At 41.1% G+C, this 20862-nt stretch carries 23 protein-coding genes and 1 riboswitch; of the genes, 4 read left to right on the top strand and 19 right to left on the bottom strand.

The features are described 5' to 3' along the window. Positions 1-7 precede the first annotated feature (7 nt). Positions 8-619 (top strand): cyclase family protein, encoded by a 612-nt coding sequence (locus tag AT864_RS01265; protein WP_044744431.1) that lies wholly within the window; start codon positions 8-10, stop codon positions 617-619. Between the two features lie 487 nt (positions 620-1106). Here AT864_RS01265 and AT864_RS01270 read toward each other — a convergent pair whose 3' ends face one another. The 4 genes from AT864_RS01270 to AT864_RS17810 all read right to left on the bottom strand — a co-directional run bounded on the left by AT864_RS01270 (position 1107) and on the right by AT864_RS17810 (position 4920). Continuing rightward, positions 1107-1730, bottom strand: a complete 624-nt coding sequence (locus AT864_RS01270; protein WP_066145679.1) for a hypothetical protein — start codon at positions 1728-1730, stop codon at positions 1107-1109. 124 nt (positions 1731-1854) lie between these two features. Continuing rightward, positions 1855-2361, bottom strand: coding sequence for a hypothetical protein (locus tag AT864_RS01275; protein WP_066145682.1), 507 nt, complete (start codon positions 2359-2361; stop codon positions 1855-1857). 713 nt (positions 2362-3074) lie between these two features. After that, positions 3075-4484, bottom strand: a complete 1410-nt coding sequence (gndA, locus tag AT864_RS01280; protein WP_066145685.1) for an NADP-dependent phosphogluconate dehydrogenase — start codon at positions 4482-4484, stop codon at positions 3075-3077. 259 nt (positions 4485-4743) lie between these two features. Then, on the bottom strand, positions 4744-4920 hold the full coding sequence (locus AT864_RS17810; protein WP_156450475.1) for a hypothetical protein: 177 nt from the start codon (positions 4918-4920) through the stop codon (positions 4744-4746). 294 nt (positions 4921-5214) lie between these two features. Between AT864_RS17810 and AT864_RS01290 the strand changes: the two genes are divergently transcribed. After that, on the top strand, positions 5215-5547 hold the full coding sequence (locus tag AT864_RS01290; protein WP_066145691.1) for a hypothetical protein: 333 nt from the start codon (positions 5215-5217) through the stop codon (positions 5545-5547). 292 nt (positions 5548-5839) lie between these two features. On the opposite strand, the gene sugE is transcribed toward AT864_RS01290, so the two are convergent. From sugE to AT864_RS01305, 3 genes are all read right to left on the bottom strand, one after another. Continuing rightward, positions 5840-6160 carry a quaternary ammonium compound efflux SMR transporter SugE gene (sugE, locus tag AT864_RS01295; protein ID WP_066146524.1) on the bottom strand — a complete coding sequence of 107 codons (321 nt, stop codon included), beginning with the start codon at positions 6158-6160 and terminating at the stop codon, positions 5840-5842. Positions 6161-6323: 163 nt separating this feature from the next. After that, positions 6324-6428: riboswitch (guanidine-I (ykkC/yxkD leader) on the bottom strand. Positions 6429-7013: 585 nt separating this feature from the next. Beyond that, entirely contained in the window at positions 7014-7475 is a 462-nt protein-coding gene (locus AT864_RS01300) for a chemotaxis protein CheW (RefSeq protein ID WP_066145694.1), read from the bottom strand. Between the two features lie 383 nt (positions 7476-7858). Further along, positions 7859-8977 carry a tripeptidase T gene (locus tag AT864_RS01305; protein WP_066145697.1) on the bottom strand — a complete coding sequence of 373 codons (1119 nt, stop codon included), beginning with the start codon at positions 8975-8977 and terminating at the stop codon, positions 7859-7861. Positions 8978-9267: 290 nt separating this feature from the next. Between AT864_RS01305 and AT864_RS01310 the strand changes: the two genes are divergently transcribed. Further along, complete coding sequence (locus AT864_RS01310) at positions 9268-10608, top strand: PepSY domain-containing protein (RefSeq protein ID WP_066145700.1); 1341 nt, start codon at positions 9268-9270, stop codon at positions 10606-10608. A 220-nt stretch (positions 10609-10828) separates the two neighbouring features. Here the strand turns inward: AT864_RS01310 and AT864_RS01315 are convergent, their stop codons facing one another. After that, entirely contained in the window at positions 10829-12379 is a 1551-nt protein-coding gene (locus tag AT864_RS01315; protein ID WP_044744440.1) for an acyl-CoA carboxylase subunit beta, read from the bottom strand. Further along, positions 12376-12801 carry a methylmalonyl-CoA epimerase gene (gene mce, locus AT864_RS01320; RefSeq protein ID WP_044744441.1) on the bottom strand — a complete coding sequence of 142 codons (426 nt, stop codon included), beginning with the start codon at positions 12799-12801 and terminating at the stop codon, positions 12376-12378. Before mce ends, AT864_RS01315 begins: the two co-directional genes overlap by 4 nt. A 168-nt stretch (positions 12802-12969) precedes the next feature. On the opposite strand from mce, the gene prli42 reads away from it, so the two are divergent. Next, complete coding sequence (prli42, locus tag AT864_RS17815) at positions 12970-13065, top strand: stressosome-associated protein Prli42 (protein WP_149917071.1); 96 nt, start codon at positions 12970-12972, stop codon at positions 13063-13065. A 41-nt stretch (positions 13066-13106) separates the two neighbouring features. Here prli42 and AT864_RS01325 read toward each other — a convergent pair whose 3' ends face one another. The 10 genes from AT864_RS01325 to AT864_RS17820 all read right to left on the bottom strand — a co-directional run bounded on the left by AT864_RS01325 (position 13107) and on the right by AT864_RS17820 (position 20783). Continuing rightward, positions 13107-13613, bottom strand: coding sequence for a L,D-transpeptidase (locus tag AT864_RS01325; protein WP_066145703.1), 507 nt, complete (start codon positions 13611-13613; stop codon positions 13107-13109). Between the two features lie 61 nt (positions 13614-13674). After that, the gene (locus AT864_RS01330) at positions 13675-14622 is read right to left on the bottom strand and encodes an aromatic acid exporter family protein (protein ID WP_066146527.1); all 948 of its coding nucleotides are present in this window, start codon (positions 14620-14622) and stop codon (positions 13675-13677) included. A 447-nt stretch (positions 14623-15069) separates the two neighbouring features. Further along, positions 15070-15792 (bottom strand): amino acid ABC transporter ATP-binding protein, encoded by a 723-nt coding sequence (locus tag AT864_RS01335; RefSeq protein ID WP_066145705.1) that lies wholly within the window; start codon positions 15790-15792, stop codon positions 15070-15072. Further along, a complete protein-coding gene (locus tag AT864_RS01340) occupies positions 15785-16444 on the bottom strand; it encodes an amino acid ABC transporter permease (RefSeq protein WP_044744682.1) in 660 nt (219 codons plus the stop codon). Before AT864_RS01340 ends, AT864_RS01335 begins: the two co-directional genes overlap by 8 nt. Positions 16445-16650: 206 nt before the next feature. Next, on the bottom strand, positions 16651-17445 hold the full coding sequence (locus tag AT864_RS01345) for a transporter substrate-binding domain-containing protein (protein ID WP_066145708.1): 795 nt from the start codon (positions 17443-17445) through the stop codon (positions 16651-16653). Positions 17446-17739: 294 nt separating this feature from the next. Beyond that, positions 17740-18177, bottom strand: coding sequence for a BrxA/BrxB family bacilliredoxin (locus AT864_RS01350; protein WP_066146530.1), 438 nt, complete (start codon positions 18175-18177; stop codon positions 17740-17742). A gap of 118 nt (positions 18178-18295) precedes the next feature. Further along, entirely contained in the window at positions 18296-18838 is a 543-nt protein-coding gene (locus AT864_RS01355; RefSeq protein ID WP_066145711.1) for a hypothetical protein, read from the bottom strand. 738 nt (positions 18839-19576) lie between these two features. Continuing rightward, positions 19577-19822, bottom strand: a complete 246-nt coding sequence (locus tag AT864_RS01360) for a hypothetical protein (RefSeq protein WP_066145714.1) — start codon at positions 19820-19822, stop codon at positions 19577-19579. Positions 19823-19836: 14 nt separating this feature from the next. Further along, on the bottom strand, positions 19837-20331 hold the full coding sequence (locus tag AT864_RS01365) for a helix-turn-helix domain-containing protein (protein ID WP_066145717.1): 495 nt from the start codon (positions 20329-20331) through the stop codon (positions 19837-19839). 314 nt (positions 20332-20645) lie between these two features. Next, on the bottom strand, positions 20646-20783 hold the full coding sequence (locus AT864_RS17820; protein ID WP_156450476.1) for a hypothetical protein: 138 nt from the start codon (positions 20781-20783) through the stop codon (positions 20646-20648). Positions 20784-20862 lie beyond the last annotated feature (79 nt).

Raw genomic sequence — 20862 nt, forward strand, 5'->3', positions numbered from 1 at the left:
AAACGCCATGAAAATGTATGATGTAACAGCCCCGATTTTTGAGGGAATGCCCGTCTATAAAAATAAGCCTGAAAAACAGCCGAAGCTGATGACGGTAACGAACGATTATGTAACCGAATCACGGATTGACATGGATTTACACACAGGAACTCATATCGATGCGCCGCTCCATATGGTTAAAAATGGGGAAACATTTGAAACGATTCCGCTAGAAAAGCTAGTAGGAGCATGCAAATTGTTTGATCTTACACATGTAACAGATAAAATTTCAAAAGAAGATCTAATGGCGCTTGATATCCAAAAGAATGATTTCATCTTGTTCAAAACCAAAAATTCGTTAGAAGAGGCGTTCCATTTCGAGTTTATTTATGTAGCTGAAGATGCCGCGAAATACTTGGCAGAAAAACAGATTCGCGGCGTTGGCATTGATGCCCTTGGCATTGAACGCAGCCAACCGGGACATCCAACTCATAAAACATTATTCGGCCACGGCATTATCGTCATTGAAGGGCTGCGTTTAAAAGACGTGCCATCCGGAGAATATTGGATGGTCGCTGCCCCATTAAAACTTGTCGGTACCGATGCCGCGCCAGCACGTGTTCTTTTGTTTGAGCAATAAAACACCCCCCCTCATCATGCAGTGAGGGGGACAAAATCTATCCATAAAATAAAATCAATAATTTATATCATTTTACGTTTTTTAATTCTTGATGGTTCATATCAAACATTTTTAATACAGCCGTACATTTTTTATCGGTCTCCATTAATTCAAAATGCACTTTTCATCATTTAACTTTACTTTTTGCCTGCTTTCGTTCTGTAATGATTTCAACACGATATTACTTACTCACTAATTAACATTTTCCTCATAAAATTGTTCAGTTCTATATTTTCATAATTAGTCAGCTTGCTACGAAATCCTACTCTTGATACTTCTACTTTTCCAAATAGTTTTTGCTCCACAAGAGCAGAGCACGTCCACTTCCTCCATCAACTGCTGCTACATTTTCACTTTACTTAACTTATAACAGATAACTACTCTTCCCTTACAAATTATGTAAGGAGTTCAAAAACTATTCAACAATAATCTGAATAGTTATCGTGTTTTAATTAAGTTGATATTTTTCTTTTACTTGTTTTTTGAGTTTGTTAAATTCCTCAATATGATCACCGAAATATTCAATATCCTTTAAGTTCTTATATTCTTTAATACTTGAAATACGCTTTACAGGATCAGGTGAGTCTAAGTCATACTTTCCTTGGTACATCCCAACAATAACATATGTGTCATCATCAATCATTGGTTTTAGAAACAATAAATAATTATGTCTTTCTTGCATCAAATTATACCCTTCAATACTTACAAAAGTATCATTCATAAAGTATGCTGGCTCATAAACTGCAATTTCTTTCTTTTTCAATTCTCCTTTTAAAACTTTCTCTACTCGAATTTCAGATTTAGAAGCAGTTGCAGTTACTGTATTAGTTGGTTCATCAACCCATTCTTTCAAAGTTCGATTTCCTATAAACTTACCTTTTACTATAAGAGTAGCATTTCTATCTACTTCATTAATGTCATTCATCAAATCGTAGTCAGCATCTAAAACGGCAACTTTAGTTTGTGAACTCTGATTATTGTAAGTTACACTTGAAAAATGCCAATAACTTATCATCGCAGCTATTGTCACAAGTAACAGAACAAACCCAAAAATAAACTGTTTTTTCTTCATTAGTATACGTATATCCCCCTCCAGAAATTTCTTTTACTAATATTTATAGGCTATATTGGATTTATCTAATTCTTGAGGACCACTATAAGATAATTTACCTTGAACCATGATTGAGATTGTACCACTAGGTTGGTGACGCAAAGCCTAGCACATGTCCAAACTCATGTATTGTTGTTTTATTTCTATTCGCATTTGTATAGTTATAATAATCCATATAATAATCATTTAAGTAGATTTTCACGAATGACCAATTGGTAGTTGTTGCATCTGGATCTGTTACCAAAGAATCGCCTTGGTAAGGTTGTGCAAGACCGGCGTAGTCCAATCCGTAGTTTCCAGCATAAACCCTAATATCAGCGTCTGTTGCACTACCAGCAGGCCAAAAGTCTACATCTGCATTTGATATTCCTCCCCATCCACTTTTAGCATTAGATACATAGGTACTATAACCATAGTTTGAAACAGAATCAGAAACGAATACATAACAATCACCAACAACATATTTTGGCAATCCACTTTTGAAAAACGCATCATTATTAGTATAGGCAGCAAAAGAGAGTATCGGAACCAGCATAGAAAAAGTAACAAACAGTACGATTACACTTACTATTTTTTTAATGAACTTAGCCATTTTATACCTCCTTATCAATAAAAATGAACCTCCCTCTAGAAATGTTGGTCTATCAAAGTCCCTTGGCATCTCAGGGGGGGGCAAAAAAATTTTTTTCGACAACATTTCATACATACACTCCCATTTTTGTTTATATATAATAGACCACGGTGCGCTTCGCAGTCACTGCTAGGTATTTTTTACTGAAGTGAGTGGAATGGTATGCGATGCACTCTGGATCTCTGCGAATTGGATGAGGACGAACCCTCTCCCACCTACACTTCACTTAGAGGTGAAAGATTTCTCAGTGGATTATGCTAAAAATGTATTTACTCAAGTGAGCATCTAAATCTGTGACGAACCATCTTTACAATTCTCGTAAACCATTGATACAGTGCAGTTGGCTTTTATGAATCTTCTTCAAATAGGTGGGTATCACGGAAGACTTCCCCGTTCACTTTATGATGAAGCAGACACTCCAAGTGATGAGCTTGTCCTTGTCGAGTGCTTGCTTTCTCCTATGAATCTTGATTAGTGGTCAAACAATACTTGTGGAAAGTGGTAGACATAAAATTAAACGAAGTACAGTCAAAGTGGACTCGTTACGGATTTAGGAGCATTATAAAAATTTTTAAAAAACATGTCGATTATTTATTCAAAAAATTAATAATATTAAGATAAATATATTTGCCATCAAAAATCCCCTAAGGCAAATTGCCCTAAGGGTTTTTCGTTTACTTCAACCATTCCGTATGGAAAATTCCTTCTTTATCAATGCGTTCATAGGTATGAGCACCGAAATAGTCGCGCTGTGCTTGGATCAAGTTAGCAGGCAGCGTCTCCAGCCGATAGCTATCATAGTAAGCAAGAGCGCTCGCAAACGCCGGTACAGGAATCCCGCGCATGGCTGCCGTCGCAACAATCTCGCGCAGCGCTTGTTGATAGCTTTCGACGATTTCTTTAAAATACGGATCAAGCAATAAGTTAGGCAATTGTGGATCACGATCGTACGCATCTTTAATTTTCTGTAAAAATTGTGCGCGAATAATGCAGCCGCCGCGGAAAATCATCGCAATGTTGCCATATTGCAAATTCCAGTTGTACTCTTCTGATGCGGCTTTCATTTGCGCGAATCCTTGAGCATATGAACAAATTTTGCTCATATAAAGCGCACGCCGTACCGCTTCGATAAAATGCTTTCGATCTCCTTCATACGGAGCGACAGAAGGACCGGAAAGAAGCTGGCTCGCCTTCACACGCTCTTCTTTCATCGCTGAAATAAAGCGGGCAAATACCGACTCCGTGATGATTGGAAGCGGAACGCCCAAGTCAAGCGCATTTTGACTTGTCCATTTTCCTGTTCCTTTTTGACCAGCTTTATCCAAAATCACATCCACGAGCGGCTTGCCTGTTTCTTCATCTATTTTCGTAAAAATATCGGCCGTGATCTCAATTAAATAGCTGTCCAATTCACCTTTGTTCCATTCGGCAAACACTTCATGCAGTTCTTGAGCGCTCAAGCCAAGCACACTCTTTAATAAAAAGTAGGCTTCCGCAATCAACTGCATGTCACCGTATTCAATGCCATTATGCACCATTTTCACATAATGTCCCGCACCATCTGGACCGATATAGGTGGTGCATGGCTCTCCATTCACTTTAGCCGCAATCGCTTCAAAAATCGGACGTACAAGCTCATGCGCTTCCTGTTGCCCTCCTGGCATAATGGAAGGACCTTTTAATGCTCCTTCTTCTCCTCCAGAGACGCCTGTTCCGATAAAATGAATGCCAAGTTCAGACAGTTCTTGATTGCGGCGCTGTGTGTCTTTAAAATACGTATTGCCGCCGTCAATTAAAATATCTCCTTTTTCTAAGTGTGGCTTCAACTGCTCAATCGTGGCATCTGTCGCTGCTCCCGCCTTGACCATTAGCAAAATTTTACGCGGTTTTTCAAGAGATTGAACAAATTCTTCAACACTATATGTACCAATTACATTTTTTCCTTTGGCTTCCTTTAGAAACTCATCCGTTTTTTCCGGTGAACGGTTGTACACAGCCACTGAATATCCGCGGCTTTCAATATTCAAGGCCAGGTTTTTCCCCATTACCGCTAGACCAATGACACCAATTTGCTGCTTTGCCATCGTAAAACGTTCCTTTCTATTTTTAATTGTTCATGAAAGAACATACCACAGTCCATTTTCTCATTCAAGTTTTGTGAATGCATTTTTTACGCTTTTATATAAAGATAACGGAAAAAGGGAACAAACGATGGCTGTAAAAATCCAAGATGGATGACTTGCCTTGTCACGAATCGAACGAACCCTGATCATTGAACCAAGTGATGAATCTATACCTAATAGGAAAAGAGCCCGAATTTTGGGCTCTTTTCCTTTACCGTTTTTAGTATCCTCTATATGGATAGTGCGGATAAGAAGGATAATACGGATAATGATGATGGTGGTACGGATAATGTGGATAATACGGATAATGGTGTCCATGCGGATAGTGCGGGTAATATCCTCCTCCATATCCTGGATATGATCCATATGGCCATTGTTGTCTTTCATCCATAATCATAATAAAATTCCTCCTCATGTCATTTCCATTATTTTTTTGCCATGTCGCTATATAGGATATGTGCGGAGGAAAAAAAATGTATAGGCAAAAACCCATACCCATGTTTTCTTTCTCTTATCCCATTCTCCATCCACACCATATAGCGAACGGCTCGAATCGTGACAGGTTGCACTCTGCATTTTGAACAATCTCTCCGATCGTCTACTGCAAGTTTCCGTATATAAAAACTAGTCTAATATTCTCATAGCTTGTCTATAATAGTAACAAAACGGAAAAAAGGAGGCGCTCGCAATCATGATGCTTTATGACCTTCACAACAAGCTATATTATCAAGCAATCAATACTTCCAAACCGAAAATGGCCATGTCTCAACAAGGAAGATCATGGGGATATGTCATCAAGAGGCTAAACGGAGAACAAACAAAATTTTGGATTGATTTCACTCGCGGGCGTTTTATGTACTTTGAATACCAAGGAAAATGGTATCGTGTACAATATTTGCAATCCAACTATAAAAAGAACGCTCATGATGTGTGCCAAGGGTTAATGATCGATTTAATTATCGACGGCAAAGAATTAAAGCTCATCAAAGGAAATATTAAAAAAATGCCCCTTTTAGCAATGTAAATCGAAGGGATCATCCTTTAAATTTCTTTATGATGTTACATGCTTGACAGTCACATTACTTCAAAGAGGGGACTATCCGTTTCCCATCTACACTTCGTTAAAGGAAGGGAGGCTTCTCGATGGATGGGTTAACATTAGAACGAATGGTGCCTATGAAACTCTGCGGTCAGAAGAGTCTCGTGATTCACCTTTTCGTCACGTGGATACGTGACGAAAAGGTCCTTCGAAAAACAACATAAGCTCCGTAGAAAAAACGAAGTTTGATGATAAGTAAACATAAACGCCATACTTCTTAATGTCCAGATGTAAATTTCAGACCAATAAGTCCAACCAAAAGTAACAGCAAAAAAACCACTCTTAAAATTGTAACTGGTTCATTAAAAAACAAGATGCCGGCTATCACCGTTCCTGCCGCTCCAATTCCAGTCCATATTGCATAGGCCGTGCCAATCGGCAACATTTTGATTCCAAGCGACAAAAAATAAAAGCTGACAAGCATTCCAGCAATGGTGATGATAGATGGAATCATCCTCGTAAACCCAAATGTATATTTTAAAGCGATCGCCCACACAATTTCAAATAGGCCAGCAATGATTAAATATATCCACGCCATCATCTAAATCCTCCTTCTGTTTATATCAATACAACTTAAAAATCTGTAAAAACCTACGTTTCAGCCTTCGGAATACAAATGTCCATGTGCCAAGCTGCAGCTCTATATGGTTTAGTAAGAAAAAAATAAAAAGCCTCGAAAGAAATATCTCTCTACAAGACATTCCTCCCGGGCTTTTATCCCTCCGTGTACACAAGCGTGGCTTGTGCGTTTTCTCTCGGTCACAGTCTGGCTGCTAAGCAACCACGGAACCCTAGAAAACTTTTTATATTTTATATTTCGTGTTATATTTCGTGAACTTTCCCTTCACCTACGCTTCGCTTAGAGGTGGAGGCTTCAAACGCCTTGTGCATGTTCGCTGAACGGTAAGCCACACACAAGGAACCTTTATGGCTTTCCTTCGTTCCGAAGAGGTCTGTTTGAACGATAGAGGATCCTATCTGTTGGCGATCCCTCTCCCACTTTCATTGGCGCTGGCACGCCTTCATGTTTAGAAGTGGGAAACTGCTTTTGGAGTAAGGTTAAAAACATTGTACGTGATTCTAGCACACAGCGAGAAATTTGTCCAACCAAAAGCGTGTCACTTACATTGGCCAGCCATCTGAATGCGTGCTCTTCACTATTATAGATGCAGTTAGAAGACTGAGCTTATTGAAAGCAGCATTCCATTTTTTTGACGATCAGAAGCAAGTTCGGTGACTTGCCTTTGTCACGCCAAAGCACCATTTTCACCTTTCCAATAGTGACAAAATCGTTTATCATGGACGTCTATATGACAAAAAACAAGTTGAAATTTCTCGAAATGCATTGCCGCTGATAATTCAATAAGCACATCAATCCAGTCGCGCTATTTTCATGATTGATTCTCTTTTATGCGCTCCTTAATCACCTGCATTCCTTCTAGACTCTCAAACAGGCGGTTGGCATCAATAAGAGTGATCAATCGCTCCGGCAAATTGGCCACTCCAAGAAAATAAGGTGTTTGCCGGTAGGCGAGCATATTTAACTTCTTCATTGCTTCGCTAGGAATATCAAGGATTTCTTTCGCATCGTCGGCAATAAACGCCACGACCAAATCTTCCGTCTGGACAACAATCAATCTTGTTTTCTCCGTTTGGATGTATGAATGACGATATAAAATTTTCACCATATCAAGCACCGGCACTAATTCACCGCGAATGCGCACAACCCCAAGCATATAATCAGGCATTTGCGGAATCACGGTTGGTGCCGCCATCTTTTCGATGGAAACGACTTGCTCGATCGGAATCGCATATTGCTCGTTCCCGAGCTGAAATACAACTACTTTATTCATCTTCCATTCTCTCCCCAACAAACACTATATATTCATCATACTCCAGCCTCTGCTGAATATCAAAATTTTCTATCTAAGTCTTTGTTGTTTATTCTCATATGCTCTAACTGCTGTTCGCAAAATAAATATAAGCTGAAAATGGATAGCAGAAATGCTCGCTCGCTTGTATTCTTCATCTGTGTGCTTTCCTCTAGCCGCAACTCTTATCCAAATTTAACTGCATTCGTTCAATAAACGAGGCAAAAGGCATTTGGTCACTTTACTATCCTAATATAACTACCGCATAAATGAAACGGAAAAATTAGTGGTAAACCCAATCATAATCCCATGTAACATAAAAGGGTGCCTTAAATCCAACTGTCTTTTAAGACACCCCGTCTTTCTTATTTCGCTACTTCTTCGATAATCGCAATGACCATTTCCGCCGTTTTTACAAGCTCTTCAATTGGCATCTTCTCATTTGTGGTGTGAATATCTTCATATCCTACAGCTAAGTTCACGGTTGGAATGCCGAAGCCAGCAATTACATTGGCATCACTGCCTCCTCCGCTGTGCAAAAGCTCGCACGAACGACCAATTTTAGCGGCAGCACGTTTCGCTATTTCTACCACATGATCCCCGTCGCCGAACTTGAAGCCCGGATACATGACTTCTACTTGGACATGTGCACGTCCTCCCATTTCCTCTGCTACCCGTTCAAACGCCTCTTTCATCTTCGCTACTTGTGCTTCCATTTTTTCTGGCACGAGCGAGCGCGCTTCTGCTAAAATATTAACGCGATCGCAGACGATATTCGTTTGTGTTCCGCCTTCAAAGCGGCCAATATTCGCTGTCGTTTCTTCATCAATGCGGCCAAGCGGCATTTGGGCAATTGCCTTCGATGCGATGGTGATTGCCGATACCCCGCGCTCAGGTGCCACCCCCGCATGCGCTGTTTTCCCATGAATCACCACTTTTAATTTTGCCTGTGTCGGCGCAGCAACCACGATATTTCCTACTTTTCCGTCGCTGTCCAATGCATAGCCGAATTTAGCCGTAATCAGAGATGGATCAAGGGCTTTCGCGCCAACAAGACCAGATTCCTCACCAACCGTAATAATAAATTGAATGGTTCCGTGTGCCATATTTTGCTCTTTAAGGACACGGATCGCTTCAAACATTGCCGCAAGCCCTGCTTTATCGTCGGCGCCTAAAATGGTCGTGCCGTCTGTTACAACATAGCCATCCTGAATCGAAGGCTTCACTCCTTTTCCCGGAATGACGGTATCCATGTGGGATGTAAAGTAAATAGGGTCAATTCCTTCTTTTGTGGCTTCAAGCGTGCAAATTAAATTTCCTGCCCCATGTCCTGTTTGACCTGTCGTATCATCTTCGATCACATGAAGTCCAAGCGCTTCAAATTTTTGTTTTAATACTTTGGCGATTTCTCCTTCATATTTTGTCTCTGAATCAATTTGAACAAGCTCTAAAAACTCATCCACTAAACGTTGTTCATTAATCATCTAACAAGCCCCCTGCACTAGTATGTAAAAATCATTATTATAGAAAAATTATACACCATTGTTTCATCAATGTCATATAATCGTCACATCCTTTCTATTGTCACATCCTTTCTATTATGCCCACTTCAAACGATAAACCGCTCTCCCAGCTATACGTCGTTTCAAAGTGGGCGGCTTCTCAATAGGCATATTAAAACTTCATAGAAGCTTCACTTTTTTATCACAACTAGCTGTTATGCTTCCACTGGCCAATAAATTTTTCATATCATGCTGAAAAGGAGATTCATATCATGAAAACCTTCTTGTCACCAAAAGATGTATACAAATCCATATGGCGCTGGCATTTTTATGCGGGAATGATCTTTGCGCCACTTCTCATCCTTTTGGCTATTACAGGGACCATTTACTTGTTTAAACCACAAATAGAATCCATTTTATATAAAAATTACTATTACATCCCAAAAGAAACTCAGGAGCTGACACCAAGCGAATTAATCGCAAATGTCAAACACCGATATCCGAGCGCCACCATTACACGCTACAAACCAAGTGATGCGGCAAACCGTTCCACAGAAGTGGGGATCGTTTGGAACAACAAAGCCTATACCGTTTTTATCAATCCGTATAACGGGAGCATTTTAGGGAAGCTAGCAGATGAATCCAGGCTGATGAATATCGTGGTCAAGCTTCACGGGGAGATCATGGCTGGTACCATCGGAGATCGTTTAGTTGAATTGGCTGCATGCTGGGCTATTATTCTATTAGTCACCGGCCTCTATTTATGGTGGCCTCGTAACCGTTCTTTATATGGAATAATCAAAATTCGCCTGCATGCCGGAAAACGCGCAATGTGGAAAGATTTCCACTCCATCGTAGCGATTTGGCTTTCTGCCTTCATTTTATTGCTCATCATAACAGGATTGCCTTGGGCTGGGTTTATGGGAGACAAAATTAACCGCATAGCAACAGCTACACAATCTGGATATCCTTCTGGTTTATGGGATGGTAACATTCCAGAATCCTCCATACCGACGAAATCAGTAGCCAAAGTGCCTTGGGCAGCTGAAAATATGCCCGTTCCGCAATCCCAAGAAAATGGACCGGCGGCACTTCCTGTTGAAAAAATCATTGAAATTGCCAAAGAGAGAAATGTACATCCTGGATTTGAAGTGAATTTTCCGGAAGGAGAAAAAGGCGTATATACGGTTTCGGTATTCCCCACACTTCCGCAGGATCAAGCCACATTGCATATCGACCAATACAGCGGAAAGGTGCTAGCAGATTTACGGTTCAAAGATTATGGATGGATGGCTAAATGGATTGAAATTGGCATTGCTCTTCATGAGGGACGCTACTTTGGGTTATTTAATCAAATATTAGGACTGATTGCCTGTCTTGGGCTCATCTTCATTGCTTATAGCGGTGTAGTCATGTGGTGGAAGCGCCGGCCGCAAGGAAAATTAGGAACGCCTCCGGCACCGCAAAATAAAAAAGCCATGCGCGTAGTAACAGCGCTCATCGTGATCCTCGGAATTGCGATGCCTTTGGTTGCTCTTTCCTTAGCAGCCGCTCTTATTTTTGATTGGTTGATCATTCGACGCATTCCAAAATTACACGCTTGGTTTTCATAAGAAAGGGCGAACAGGCTGCAGCCTGTTCGCCCAAACTATTGACAAACGCTTTCATTCCCTGTCATTAGCCGCGCTCGTTCGCTCATCAACGTTTTTATTTGATTTGTGTCTTCGCTCGTCTATGTTCCTTTTCCGTTCTAGTCCGATATGGAAAATAACAGGAGACAAAGCCTAAATGGACTTTGTCTCCTCTCTGAGCGACCGCTCAGTGTTACACAAATTATAATGGAATGTTTCCGTGTTTTTTCTGCGGACGCTCCTCCTGCTTATGACGGAGCATGTCGAGTGCTTGAATCAGCTTCACTCTTGTATCGCGTGGATCAATCACATCATCCACCATTCCGTATTTGGCGGCGACATATGGATTTGCGAATTTATTGCGATACTCCTCAATTTTTTGTGCTCGCGTTTCTTCTGGATTTGCGCTTTTCTCAATTTCGCCGGCGAAGATGATATTAGCGGCTCCTTGAGGCCCCATGACAGCAATTTCTGCGTTCGGCCAAGCGTATACAACATCCGCTCCAATCGCTTTGCTATTTAGTGCCACGTACGCGCCGCCGTACGCTTTGCGCAAAATGACAGTGATTTTTGGAACCGTCGCTTCAGAGTAGGCGTATAAAATTTTCGCTCCGTGACGAATGATGCCGCCATGCTCCTGTTTAACCCCCGGAAAGAAGCCGGTCACATCTTCAAATGTAATAATTGGGATATTGAATGAATCACAAAAACGAATAAAGCGGGAGGCTTTATCAGACGAATCGATATCAAGACCGCCGGCCATAAATTTCGGCTGGTTGCACACAAGCCCAACCACTTCTCCTTTAATGCGAGCAAAACCAACGACAATATTTTTAGCAAAGTCTTTATGCACTTCCATAAATGATCCTTCATCGACGACCTGAAGCACCACATTGCGCACATCGTACGGACGTACCGCATCCACTGGAATCGCGTCAGCTAAGTCTGGCCGATCATCATCATCGTCTGGGACAGAGCTAGCCGGCGGTTTTTCTTGACAATTTTGCGGAAGATAGCTTAACAGCCGACGCACTTCCTCTAGCACTTCTTCCTCCGATTTTCCAGAAAAATGCGCATTACCGCTGATTGTGTTATGTACACGGGCTCCTCCCAAATCCTCAGCGCTGATTTTTTCGCCCGTCACTGTTTCAATGACTTTTGGGCCAGTGATAAACATCTGACTCGTTTTTTCCACCATGAAAACAAAGTCTGTAATCGCCGGCGAATAAACGGCACCGCCCGCACAAGGTCCCATAATCACAGAAATTTGCGGAATCACTCCAGAGTAAATGGCATTTCGGTAAAAAATATGCCCATATCCATCAAGTGATAAAACGCCTTCTTGAATGCGAGCGCCTCCTGAATCATTTAGTCCGATGACGGGCGCTCCTGTTTTCGCCGCCAAATCCATAATATTCGTGATTTTTTTGGCATGCATTTCTCCCAGCGCACCGCCAAAAACTGTAAAATCTTGCGAAAAGACGAATACGGTTCTTCCATTCATTTTCCCATATCCAGTCACAACGCCATCCCCAGGTCCTTTTTTTCCTTCAAGGCCAAAATCGGTACAGCGATGCTCCATAAATGGATTTAATTCGACAAACGTCCCCTCGTCTAAAAGTAAATCAATGCGCTCGCGGGCAGTAAGCTTTCCTTTTGCATGCTGCTTCTCAATTTTATCATCCCCGCCGCCCAATTCAATTTCTCGGCGTCGGTCATAGAGCTCATTAATTTTGTCATACATGTCTGTCATTCTTGATGACCTCCCGCATTTGTTTTTTCACAAAGCTCGTATAACACGCCGTGGGCCGATTTCGGATGCATAAATGCCACAAGCGCTCCCCCAGCCCCGGTTTTCGGTTTATCTTGAATCATGCGAATTCCCTTTGTTTTTAATTCGTCAATACGAGCTTGAATGTCATCGACACCGAGCGCAATGTGATGAATTCCTTCTCCCCGCTTTTCAATAAATGCGGCAACAGCGCTATCCGGGGCCGTCGGTTCTAATAGTTCAATCTTTGCTTCTCCCAGCTTTAAAAACGCTACTTTTACCTTTTCCGATTCGACTTCCTCGATTCCAACCAGCGGCAGTTGCAGCGTATCGACATAAAATGGCAGCGCTTTCTCAATCGACGAAACCGCAATGCCGATATGGTCGATTTTCTTTACGTTCATCCGTCTAATCCCCTTTGCTGTGAATATTCATAAACATTATTTATATTCGACCTTTCGACAAAAAATCCTGCTAACACGTTTTAGAGCGACCTATTTTTTTGCTTGTTCACGATTTAAAATGGCGGTACAATGATAAATGGCAATATGTTTAGATAGGGAGGAAATCTCATGTCCCGCAAAAAAACGCAAAAAATTGTCGTATACTTAATGCTTATTACCATGCTGTTAACAACTATTTTAGCAGGCGTTGGTATGTGGTTTTAATAAGAGAGGCGACTTTTCCATCAAAGTCGCCCGTCTTTCTTTTATCGCATCGCTCCCTGCTGTCTAGCTAGCACGGCAAATGATTCATTGCTACGAACAATGAACACCTTGGTTCCTTCTGGAATTTTTTCATATAGCGTTTCCACATCCCGATTGTGCATGCGCACACACCCTTGCGTAATATAACGGCCAATCGATTGTGAATTGTTTGTGCCGTGGATTCCATAGATTCGTCCATCGGTTCCTTTTGCATCAAAGCCGATCCATCTTGTTCCAAGCGGGTTGCTTGGAGCACCTCCGGGAATACTCTTCTTTCGGTAATATGGATTTTTCGCTTTTACCTTCACTGTAAACAGCCCTTCAGGTGTTAAAGCTGTTGTGACACCTGTTGCCACAGGATAAACCGCCTCAATTCTTCCTCCTCGAATAAAAGCAAGCTGATTCGTCGCCTTGTTAATAATAATAAAAGGCTGGGTGGCTGATGATGCTGATGATGTCGTCGGCCACAGCAATGAGCATGATAGCATAATCGCCATAAGTAGCCGCATATAATTTCACCCTTTGCTTTTTCTTATATTTTGAAGCAAAAAGGAAAACCCCATTCATGATTTATTTGTCAGGATGAAACTGGCTTTTAATGATTAAATATTGCTCCAATTCCTTCACTAGGTGAAGCAATGCCGCTCGCTCTTCAAACTCTTCGCGCGTTTTCGGAAGCTCCATTGCCTCAAATTGCTTTTTCATATCATGAAGCTTTTGCAAAAAACGATCAGCTGTATTGCCTGGATGAATGGCATCGCTCAGCTCATCAATAAAATCAGCAACGACTTTTCGCTGCTCCACTGTATATGTAAGCGACGTCACAAGCGGAAGCACCCGCTCGATAATTTCAAACTGTTTTTCCCGCATTCGAAAATAGTGATAATATCCTGTTTCATTCCTTAAGAAATGGTTTTGGAGATTGTGCAAAGCCGCTATTTTCGCTTCCTGTAAAATATCTGCTGCCAGCATAAGCTCTTTCCCGTCCCAGCTGCTCTCGTTCGTCCGCAAATACTTCACAACTTCCTTCAAAATAATGCGAAATAAGTCTTCAATGATGCGCTGGTACTCCTTCAATTTCTTCTCGATGCTAGGCATATACATATTGACAATAAGAGCCACGCCAATTCCGATCACAACCAACAGTACCTCATTGATGACAATTTGCACGGTAAATTGTTTAGCCGCATAAAAATGAAGAATGATAACAGAGCTTGTCGCAATCCCTTCCGTGATCTTCAGCCTAACCGTCGCCGGAATAAAAAAGAGCAGCAGCAATCCAATCGAGACAGGATGATAAGCAATTCCTTTAAAAAAAATAAAGGAAAACACGATAGCTACCATGCAAGCAGCAAAGCGGGCCCACGCAGTTTGCAGCGATTTCTTTTTCGTCACCTGAATGCATAAAAGTGTAATAATTCCGGCTGATACAAAGTTATGCAATCCAAAATACTGAGCTAAACTAATAGAAGCGGTTGTGCCGATCGCTGTTTTAATGGTGCGATATCCTATTTTCAGCCTATACACCCCCTGTGAATGTCATGATGCTAACCACTTCATCATATAGAAGCTTGAGGCATTAACATCTGTTCTCGCATGCGCAAGCGCTGATCTGATTTCGCTGGTCAGGTAGACGAAAAGGCAGATCCCTGAACTCTTCCGACGTTGGATTTCCGTTCATTCCATCTTTGCATTGCTATACAAACACAATTGTTGATGAGCCATTATTTTACTAAAAAGATGGAATGATTGAGCTAGACACAAGCAGTGTCAATTGGTTTCTATTAGATAATCAATACACCTGATATACAAATTTTCTCGAATCATTCTCTATCCAACATCACCAACTCCGATTCAAAAAGAAAGGGATATTTGCAAACGGAACGCTCTCGGCTCGTTTTCTTCATCATCCATACTCATTCTATCTGCAAAAAAATAAAAAGATGATCGGCGATCACCTTTTTATTATAGCACCTTTTCGAGAAATTCTTGAGCCCTCTTGCTTTTTGGCGAGGCAAAAAACTCATTTGGCGGTGCATCCTCAATAAGCTGGCCGCCGTCTAAAAAAAGCACGCGGTCAGCCACTTCGCGGGCAAAACCCATTTCATGCGTCACAACGGCCATCGTCATGCCGGTATAAGCAAGCGACTTCATCACCTCAAGTACTTCTTTCACCATCTCTGGATCAAGTGCTGAGGTCGGTTCATCAAATAACATGATTTCAGGCGACATCGCAAGCGCCCGAGCAATGGCCACACGCTGTTTTTGCCCTCCAGATAAACGACTGGGGTACTCATTTGCCTTGGACACTAAGCCTACCTTCCCAAGCAGCTCCATTCCTTGGGTCTCTGCATCGCTTTTTGACATCCCTTTTACCTTGATTGGAGCATATGTTACGTTCTCTAAGACCGTCATGTGAGGAAACAGATGAAAATGCTGAAAAACCATCCCGACTTTTTCCCGCACTTTCATCATATCTGTTTGACGATTCGTAATTTCTTGCGATCCGATCCAAATTTGTCCGCGTGTCGGCTGTTCCAGCAAATTTAAACAACGCAAAAACGTGGATTTTCCAGAGCCGGATGGTCCGATAATGGCTACTACTTCTCCTTGTTCGATCTTTACTGTAATTCCCTTTAATACGTCCAACTTGCCAAATGATTTATGAAGGTCTACGACTTTAATCACTTTTTCTCATTCTCCCCTCGATCACTTTGCCAAGCATTGTGAGAATCATCACTAAAATGTAATAAATTATTCCCGCAATCAGCAACGGTTCAAAAAACGCATATTTGTCTCCCCCAACGATATAGGCGCGCCGCATAATATCCATCGCACCAATGACCGTTACAACTGCCGATTCTTTTGTCAATGTAATAAACTCGTTCATTAACGCCGGCAAAATATGTTTAAACGCTTGAGGCAAAATGATATTTCGCATCATTAGGGGATAGGGAACGCCCAATGCCATTGCCGCCTCTCTCTGGCCGCTATCAACCGCTAAAATGCCGGCGCGAATGATTTCAGAAATATAAGCAGCAGAGTTTAAGCCAAAAGCAATCACGGCGGCCGGAAAGGCTTCAATTTCAAAGCCGATCATTTGCGGCATGCCAAAATAAATAATCATCAGCTGCAATACAAGCGGCGTGCCGCGAAAAATGGAAGTATAAAGATCTGCCAGCCACGTTAACAGCTTGATTCTGCCGATTTTAAATAAAGCTAAAACAATTCCGAAAGCAAACCCCAACAATGCTGCCGATGCCACAATTTTTAACGTTACCCCTATCCCTTGTAAAATAAAAGGGATTGTCGGGATAAACTGAGAGAAATTTAAGCTCACACTCAAACCCGTCCTTCCTTATATATCATCAACCGTAAAAAAACGAGGCTTGCCCGTAAGCAGCGCTTGGCCTCGTTTGCTGTTTCGATTTTATCCAATCCGCTCCATTCGTTCCGATCACTGGCTTTCTTGCCGTTCTGATTTCGCCGGCCCATGTGTTTCATCTGCGTTCTTCAAACTAAATACCGATTCAACACGAAATTTAGTTACTGCTGATCAAACCATTTTTTAATAAGCTTGTCTACTTCTCCGTTCTTCATTTTTTCTTGTAATACTTGATTAAATTTGTCTGTTAGCTTGCTTCCTTTTGGGAAAGCAATGGCTGAGCCAGCTTCTTGCTCACTCGTCTGCATGGTCGTTCCCATTAACTTGCCACCGCTGTTCTTTATATACCCTTTGGCGACGGTATTTTCGATAATCGCCGCATCGAAACGCCCAGCTTGTATTTCTTGAATTAACTCTGGTATGCGATTGCGACTTTCAAGCTTCATATCAATGGTTTTTGCAAGTTTTTTCGCCTCTCCCTCTTGAATGGAGGCTGTTTGCACTCCAACCGTTTTTCCTTTTAAGTCCTCCATTGTCTTTAACCCATTTTCTTTTTTTGTAACAATCATATTTTTCGCTACATAATACACATCAGAAAAGTCGACACTTTTTTTCCGCTCCGGCGTAGGGGTCATACTCGCTAAAACGAAATCAACCTTACCCGATTGCAAAGCTGGAATCAAGCCATTGAAATCCATGTCAACCACTTGGACTTCATATCCAAGCTCTTTGGCGATCATATTTGCTAAATCAATATCAAAACCAATGACCTCGTCCCCTTTCGCTGTATCCATATACTCAAAAGGTGCATAATCAGCAGAGGTGCCTAGTTTCAATATTTTTTTATTTGACTCGCTTTGTTTTTCTGCAGATGATCCGGATGCCCCGCAGCCAGAAAGCAAACTAATGAACAGAATACAAAATAATAGCGACAAAAGTCCTCTCCATTTTTTCATGATCTTTGCTCCTTCTCTTCCCATTCAAAAGGTATTATATTTATATACTTTTATAACAACCATATTTAGAAATTGTCTAATGACAGACGTCTTCCATTTTCAACTGCAGTTCATGATTTTTTGTAATAAGACTAGTCTTTCTTAAGTTATTAAAACAATTTGTATCATAACATCGTTTTCATAAATATGCAATCCGTTTTCATAAATATAAAATTATTTTTATATTTTAAAAATATTCAACTGTCAAAAAAAGATCTGCCCGTCTTAAACGAGCAGATCTGGTTATAAGCTTCTTTATACTTCATCACAATGCTGTTCAAAGGCCGCTTGCAGCTTCTGAACAACGGCAATTGGTTCATGTCCTTCAATTTCATGGCGTTCAATCATTGTGCAAATCTTCCCATCCTTTAATAAAGCAAATGATGGAGAAGATGGCGGATAGCCAACAAAATATTCACGCGCTCTCGCCGTCGCTTCCTTATCTTGACCAGCAAACACAGTCACGAGATGATCTGGGCGCTTATCATAGTGAACAGCATGCGCCGCGGCTGGACGAGCAATTCCTCCTGCGCAGCCGCACACAGAGTTCACCATGACAAGCGTTGTTCCCTTCCGGCTAAATGCTTCATCTACCTCCTGTGGCGTGCGCAACTCTTCATATCCTGCTTCCACTATTTCTTTACGTGCTTGTTGGACAATGTCATTCATAAAAAACTGAAAGTTAAATTCCATATCACTCGCTCCTTCTTTCTTTTTTTTATCATACCAATAAGAGGAGCGATGTTTCAATTTATATGACATCGTGCATTTTTTTAATTGCAAACAGGCCTGCCTTCAAATGTCATTGAATTTAGTACGATTTGATTTTTGTTTCCAATTGTCTGAGGGTTAACTGGTTCAACTCTGAAAAACCGTCTTCCAACGAAATGATTTTTCCTTCATAAACAGGATAAACTCCTTGCCATCCCCCGACAATGGTATAAAATTCTGTTCCTTCAACAGGTTTTAAAAAACAAACATACCGCCCTTCCGCCATAGGCCCTGGGTAAACTTTGTTAATTGGATTTAAAGGGGCAGGAAGTGGCTCAACTCCGGTGGATAACACGTTGATGATTTTACCATTCGTCCCCTTTATATATTGGTCTACATGAAATCGTTGGACAAAATTGACAAGCCGTCCACTTTGCACTGATTTGTCTAGTGATCGTTTCTGATGTGAAGTATCAAACCAGCCATACGCAATGAACGTTGAACGATTTACTAACCCCTTCAACGTTTCGGCACGTTTGATATGGACTGCTTGCTTTGGAATGCTATCAGAATAAGCCTCAGCAGGGAAATGAAACATAAACAGCAAGCCTATACAGATGAATAGCTTAGACCATCCTCTCATTTCATCACCTCATCATACACACTTCGTTAGCTGTTACTATTGTTCAACAATCTTCCTTTTTTTATGTGATCATTTAACATTCTTCAGTCGAGAAGTCTCCCACTTCTAAATCTTGCGAAGCTTGATGAAAGTGGGAGATGAATCGACTTCGGACAAGGACAGGCTTTTGCCTGTTCAATTGTCTGACCCTGTGGTAAAATAAACCTATGTCGTTCTTTCATAACTGGATATAGGAGGTTGCATGGAGAAAATAAAATGCGAAAACCAAGCGGATCCTTCCATGCGTAAAATATCCAAGGTACAAAAGAACTCCGAATTGTCGGACATCTAGGGTTGGAACGACCCGAAGTCACGCTCAGGGAGACGAAAGGCGGCTTTCGTCGTGGAACTGAGAAGCTCCCACTTCAAGCTTTAGCTAAGTGGTGAGTAGTTCACTAACAGAAAGAATGAAAAGAACTATATGAAAAACGTAAGAATGAATAAAAATAAAAATCCTCGCCTTCTGCCAAGTACAAAAAAGAATGTTCTATGGCTTAAGGAAGCCGACCGTTTAGCGCTGGCCAATGCTCTGCAGAACAAATGATAAATAAAAATAACGGCAATCGCTTTGATATACAAAAGCATTGCCGTCAAGGTTTTCGCTTATCAATGTCTCATGCTGTTTTACGTTAGAACATTTATTTAACACCATGCACCGAGAAGTCTCCCACCTCTACACGAAGGAAAGGTGGGAGAGGTTCATAGTGTAATTTTAATCTTAAAACCATCACTGCTTGATACATCAAGAAGAACAAGTTTTCTGAATGACATTTTCGCATTGATCAACTCTTTTCTTAAGACTTTTAAATATTCTTCTTTGATGGGAACATTCGAATACTTTTTAATACAACTCGCTATGATTCGGATGGTCACATCATTTAACACCACCTTCATGGGTAAAGGAAGGATAAGACGATGTCCGTTTGCCTCAATTCTAATCTTCATAACAGACCTCCGAATCACTCAATTACAACTTCAACGTTATCGCCATTAGCACTCTTAACCTCCACTATCTTACCTATCACTCCGCTTTCCGCCATTAGTAATATCGCTTGTAAATCAATGTTTTTCAAAGCATCATGGCATGAAATCTGTGGTAATTGCATTCCGATTTCCAAAGCAGCTTTTATCAATCCAAGTGGTACATTCACTTTTACAATATCCCCCTGTTCACTATGAACAAATACCTTTAAAAGCATTTTGTTGAAATCTTTGCGTTCTTCTGCTGAAACGACTTGAACAACTTTAGATTTTTCACCCCTTAGAAGTTCATCTACTGTGACACGAAAATAATCCGCGAGTTGAGGAAGTAAAGTAATATCTGGGCATGACAAGTCATTTTCCCATTTGCTTACTGCTTGAGAAGAGACTCCGATGTATTCTGCAAGTTGGTCCTGTGTCATTCCCTTTTTCTTTCTGAATTCTCCAATCCTTGAACCTAATGTATTAGCCATTTTCGATACCTACCTTTTGTTATGAAGTTGAAATAAATGTTAATTATACTGAACTTTATACATATTATTGCATTTAATAGGTATCGATTGAATAGAGAAATCGTTGAATTTTATCATCTATAAGTTGATTTTCAATCTACCGTTAGTTGTTTTTGTTACATATTGTAATAATAAATATCCTTGCCCTTTTCCAGACCGCTTCATCATCTAAGTCTCCTCAAAACGAGCTTCCGTCGTACGTGAACGAACAATCATATGTGTCCCGCATTGATTCGAAAGAAGTTCACCGTTTTGATCTTTTCTTGCCTACGTTTTCACTTGAGAGAACTAGGAATCCATAATGGCGCGGCAACAGCTTGATCACTTATTTCTCCTTTTTCGTACAAACGAACGGAACAGCTTGTAGCTTGAACTCCTCTGTATACAATTGAAATGTTGGTTTTTTTCGCCATAAAAAATCCCCTTCAAGTATCGTGTGACAGGCCATATCTGAAATGTGGGCTTTTACCAAGAAGCCCCCCACCTCCATCC

The organism is Anoxybacillus sp. P3H1B (assembly GCF_001560855.1).
In the GTDB taxonomy this organism is placed as follows: Bacteria; Bacillota; Bacilli; order Bacillales; family Anoxybacillaceae; genus Anoxybacteroides; species Anoxybacteroides rupiense.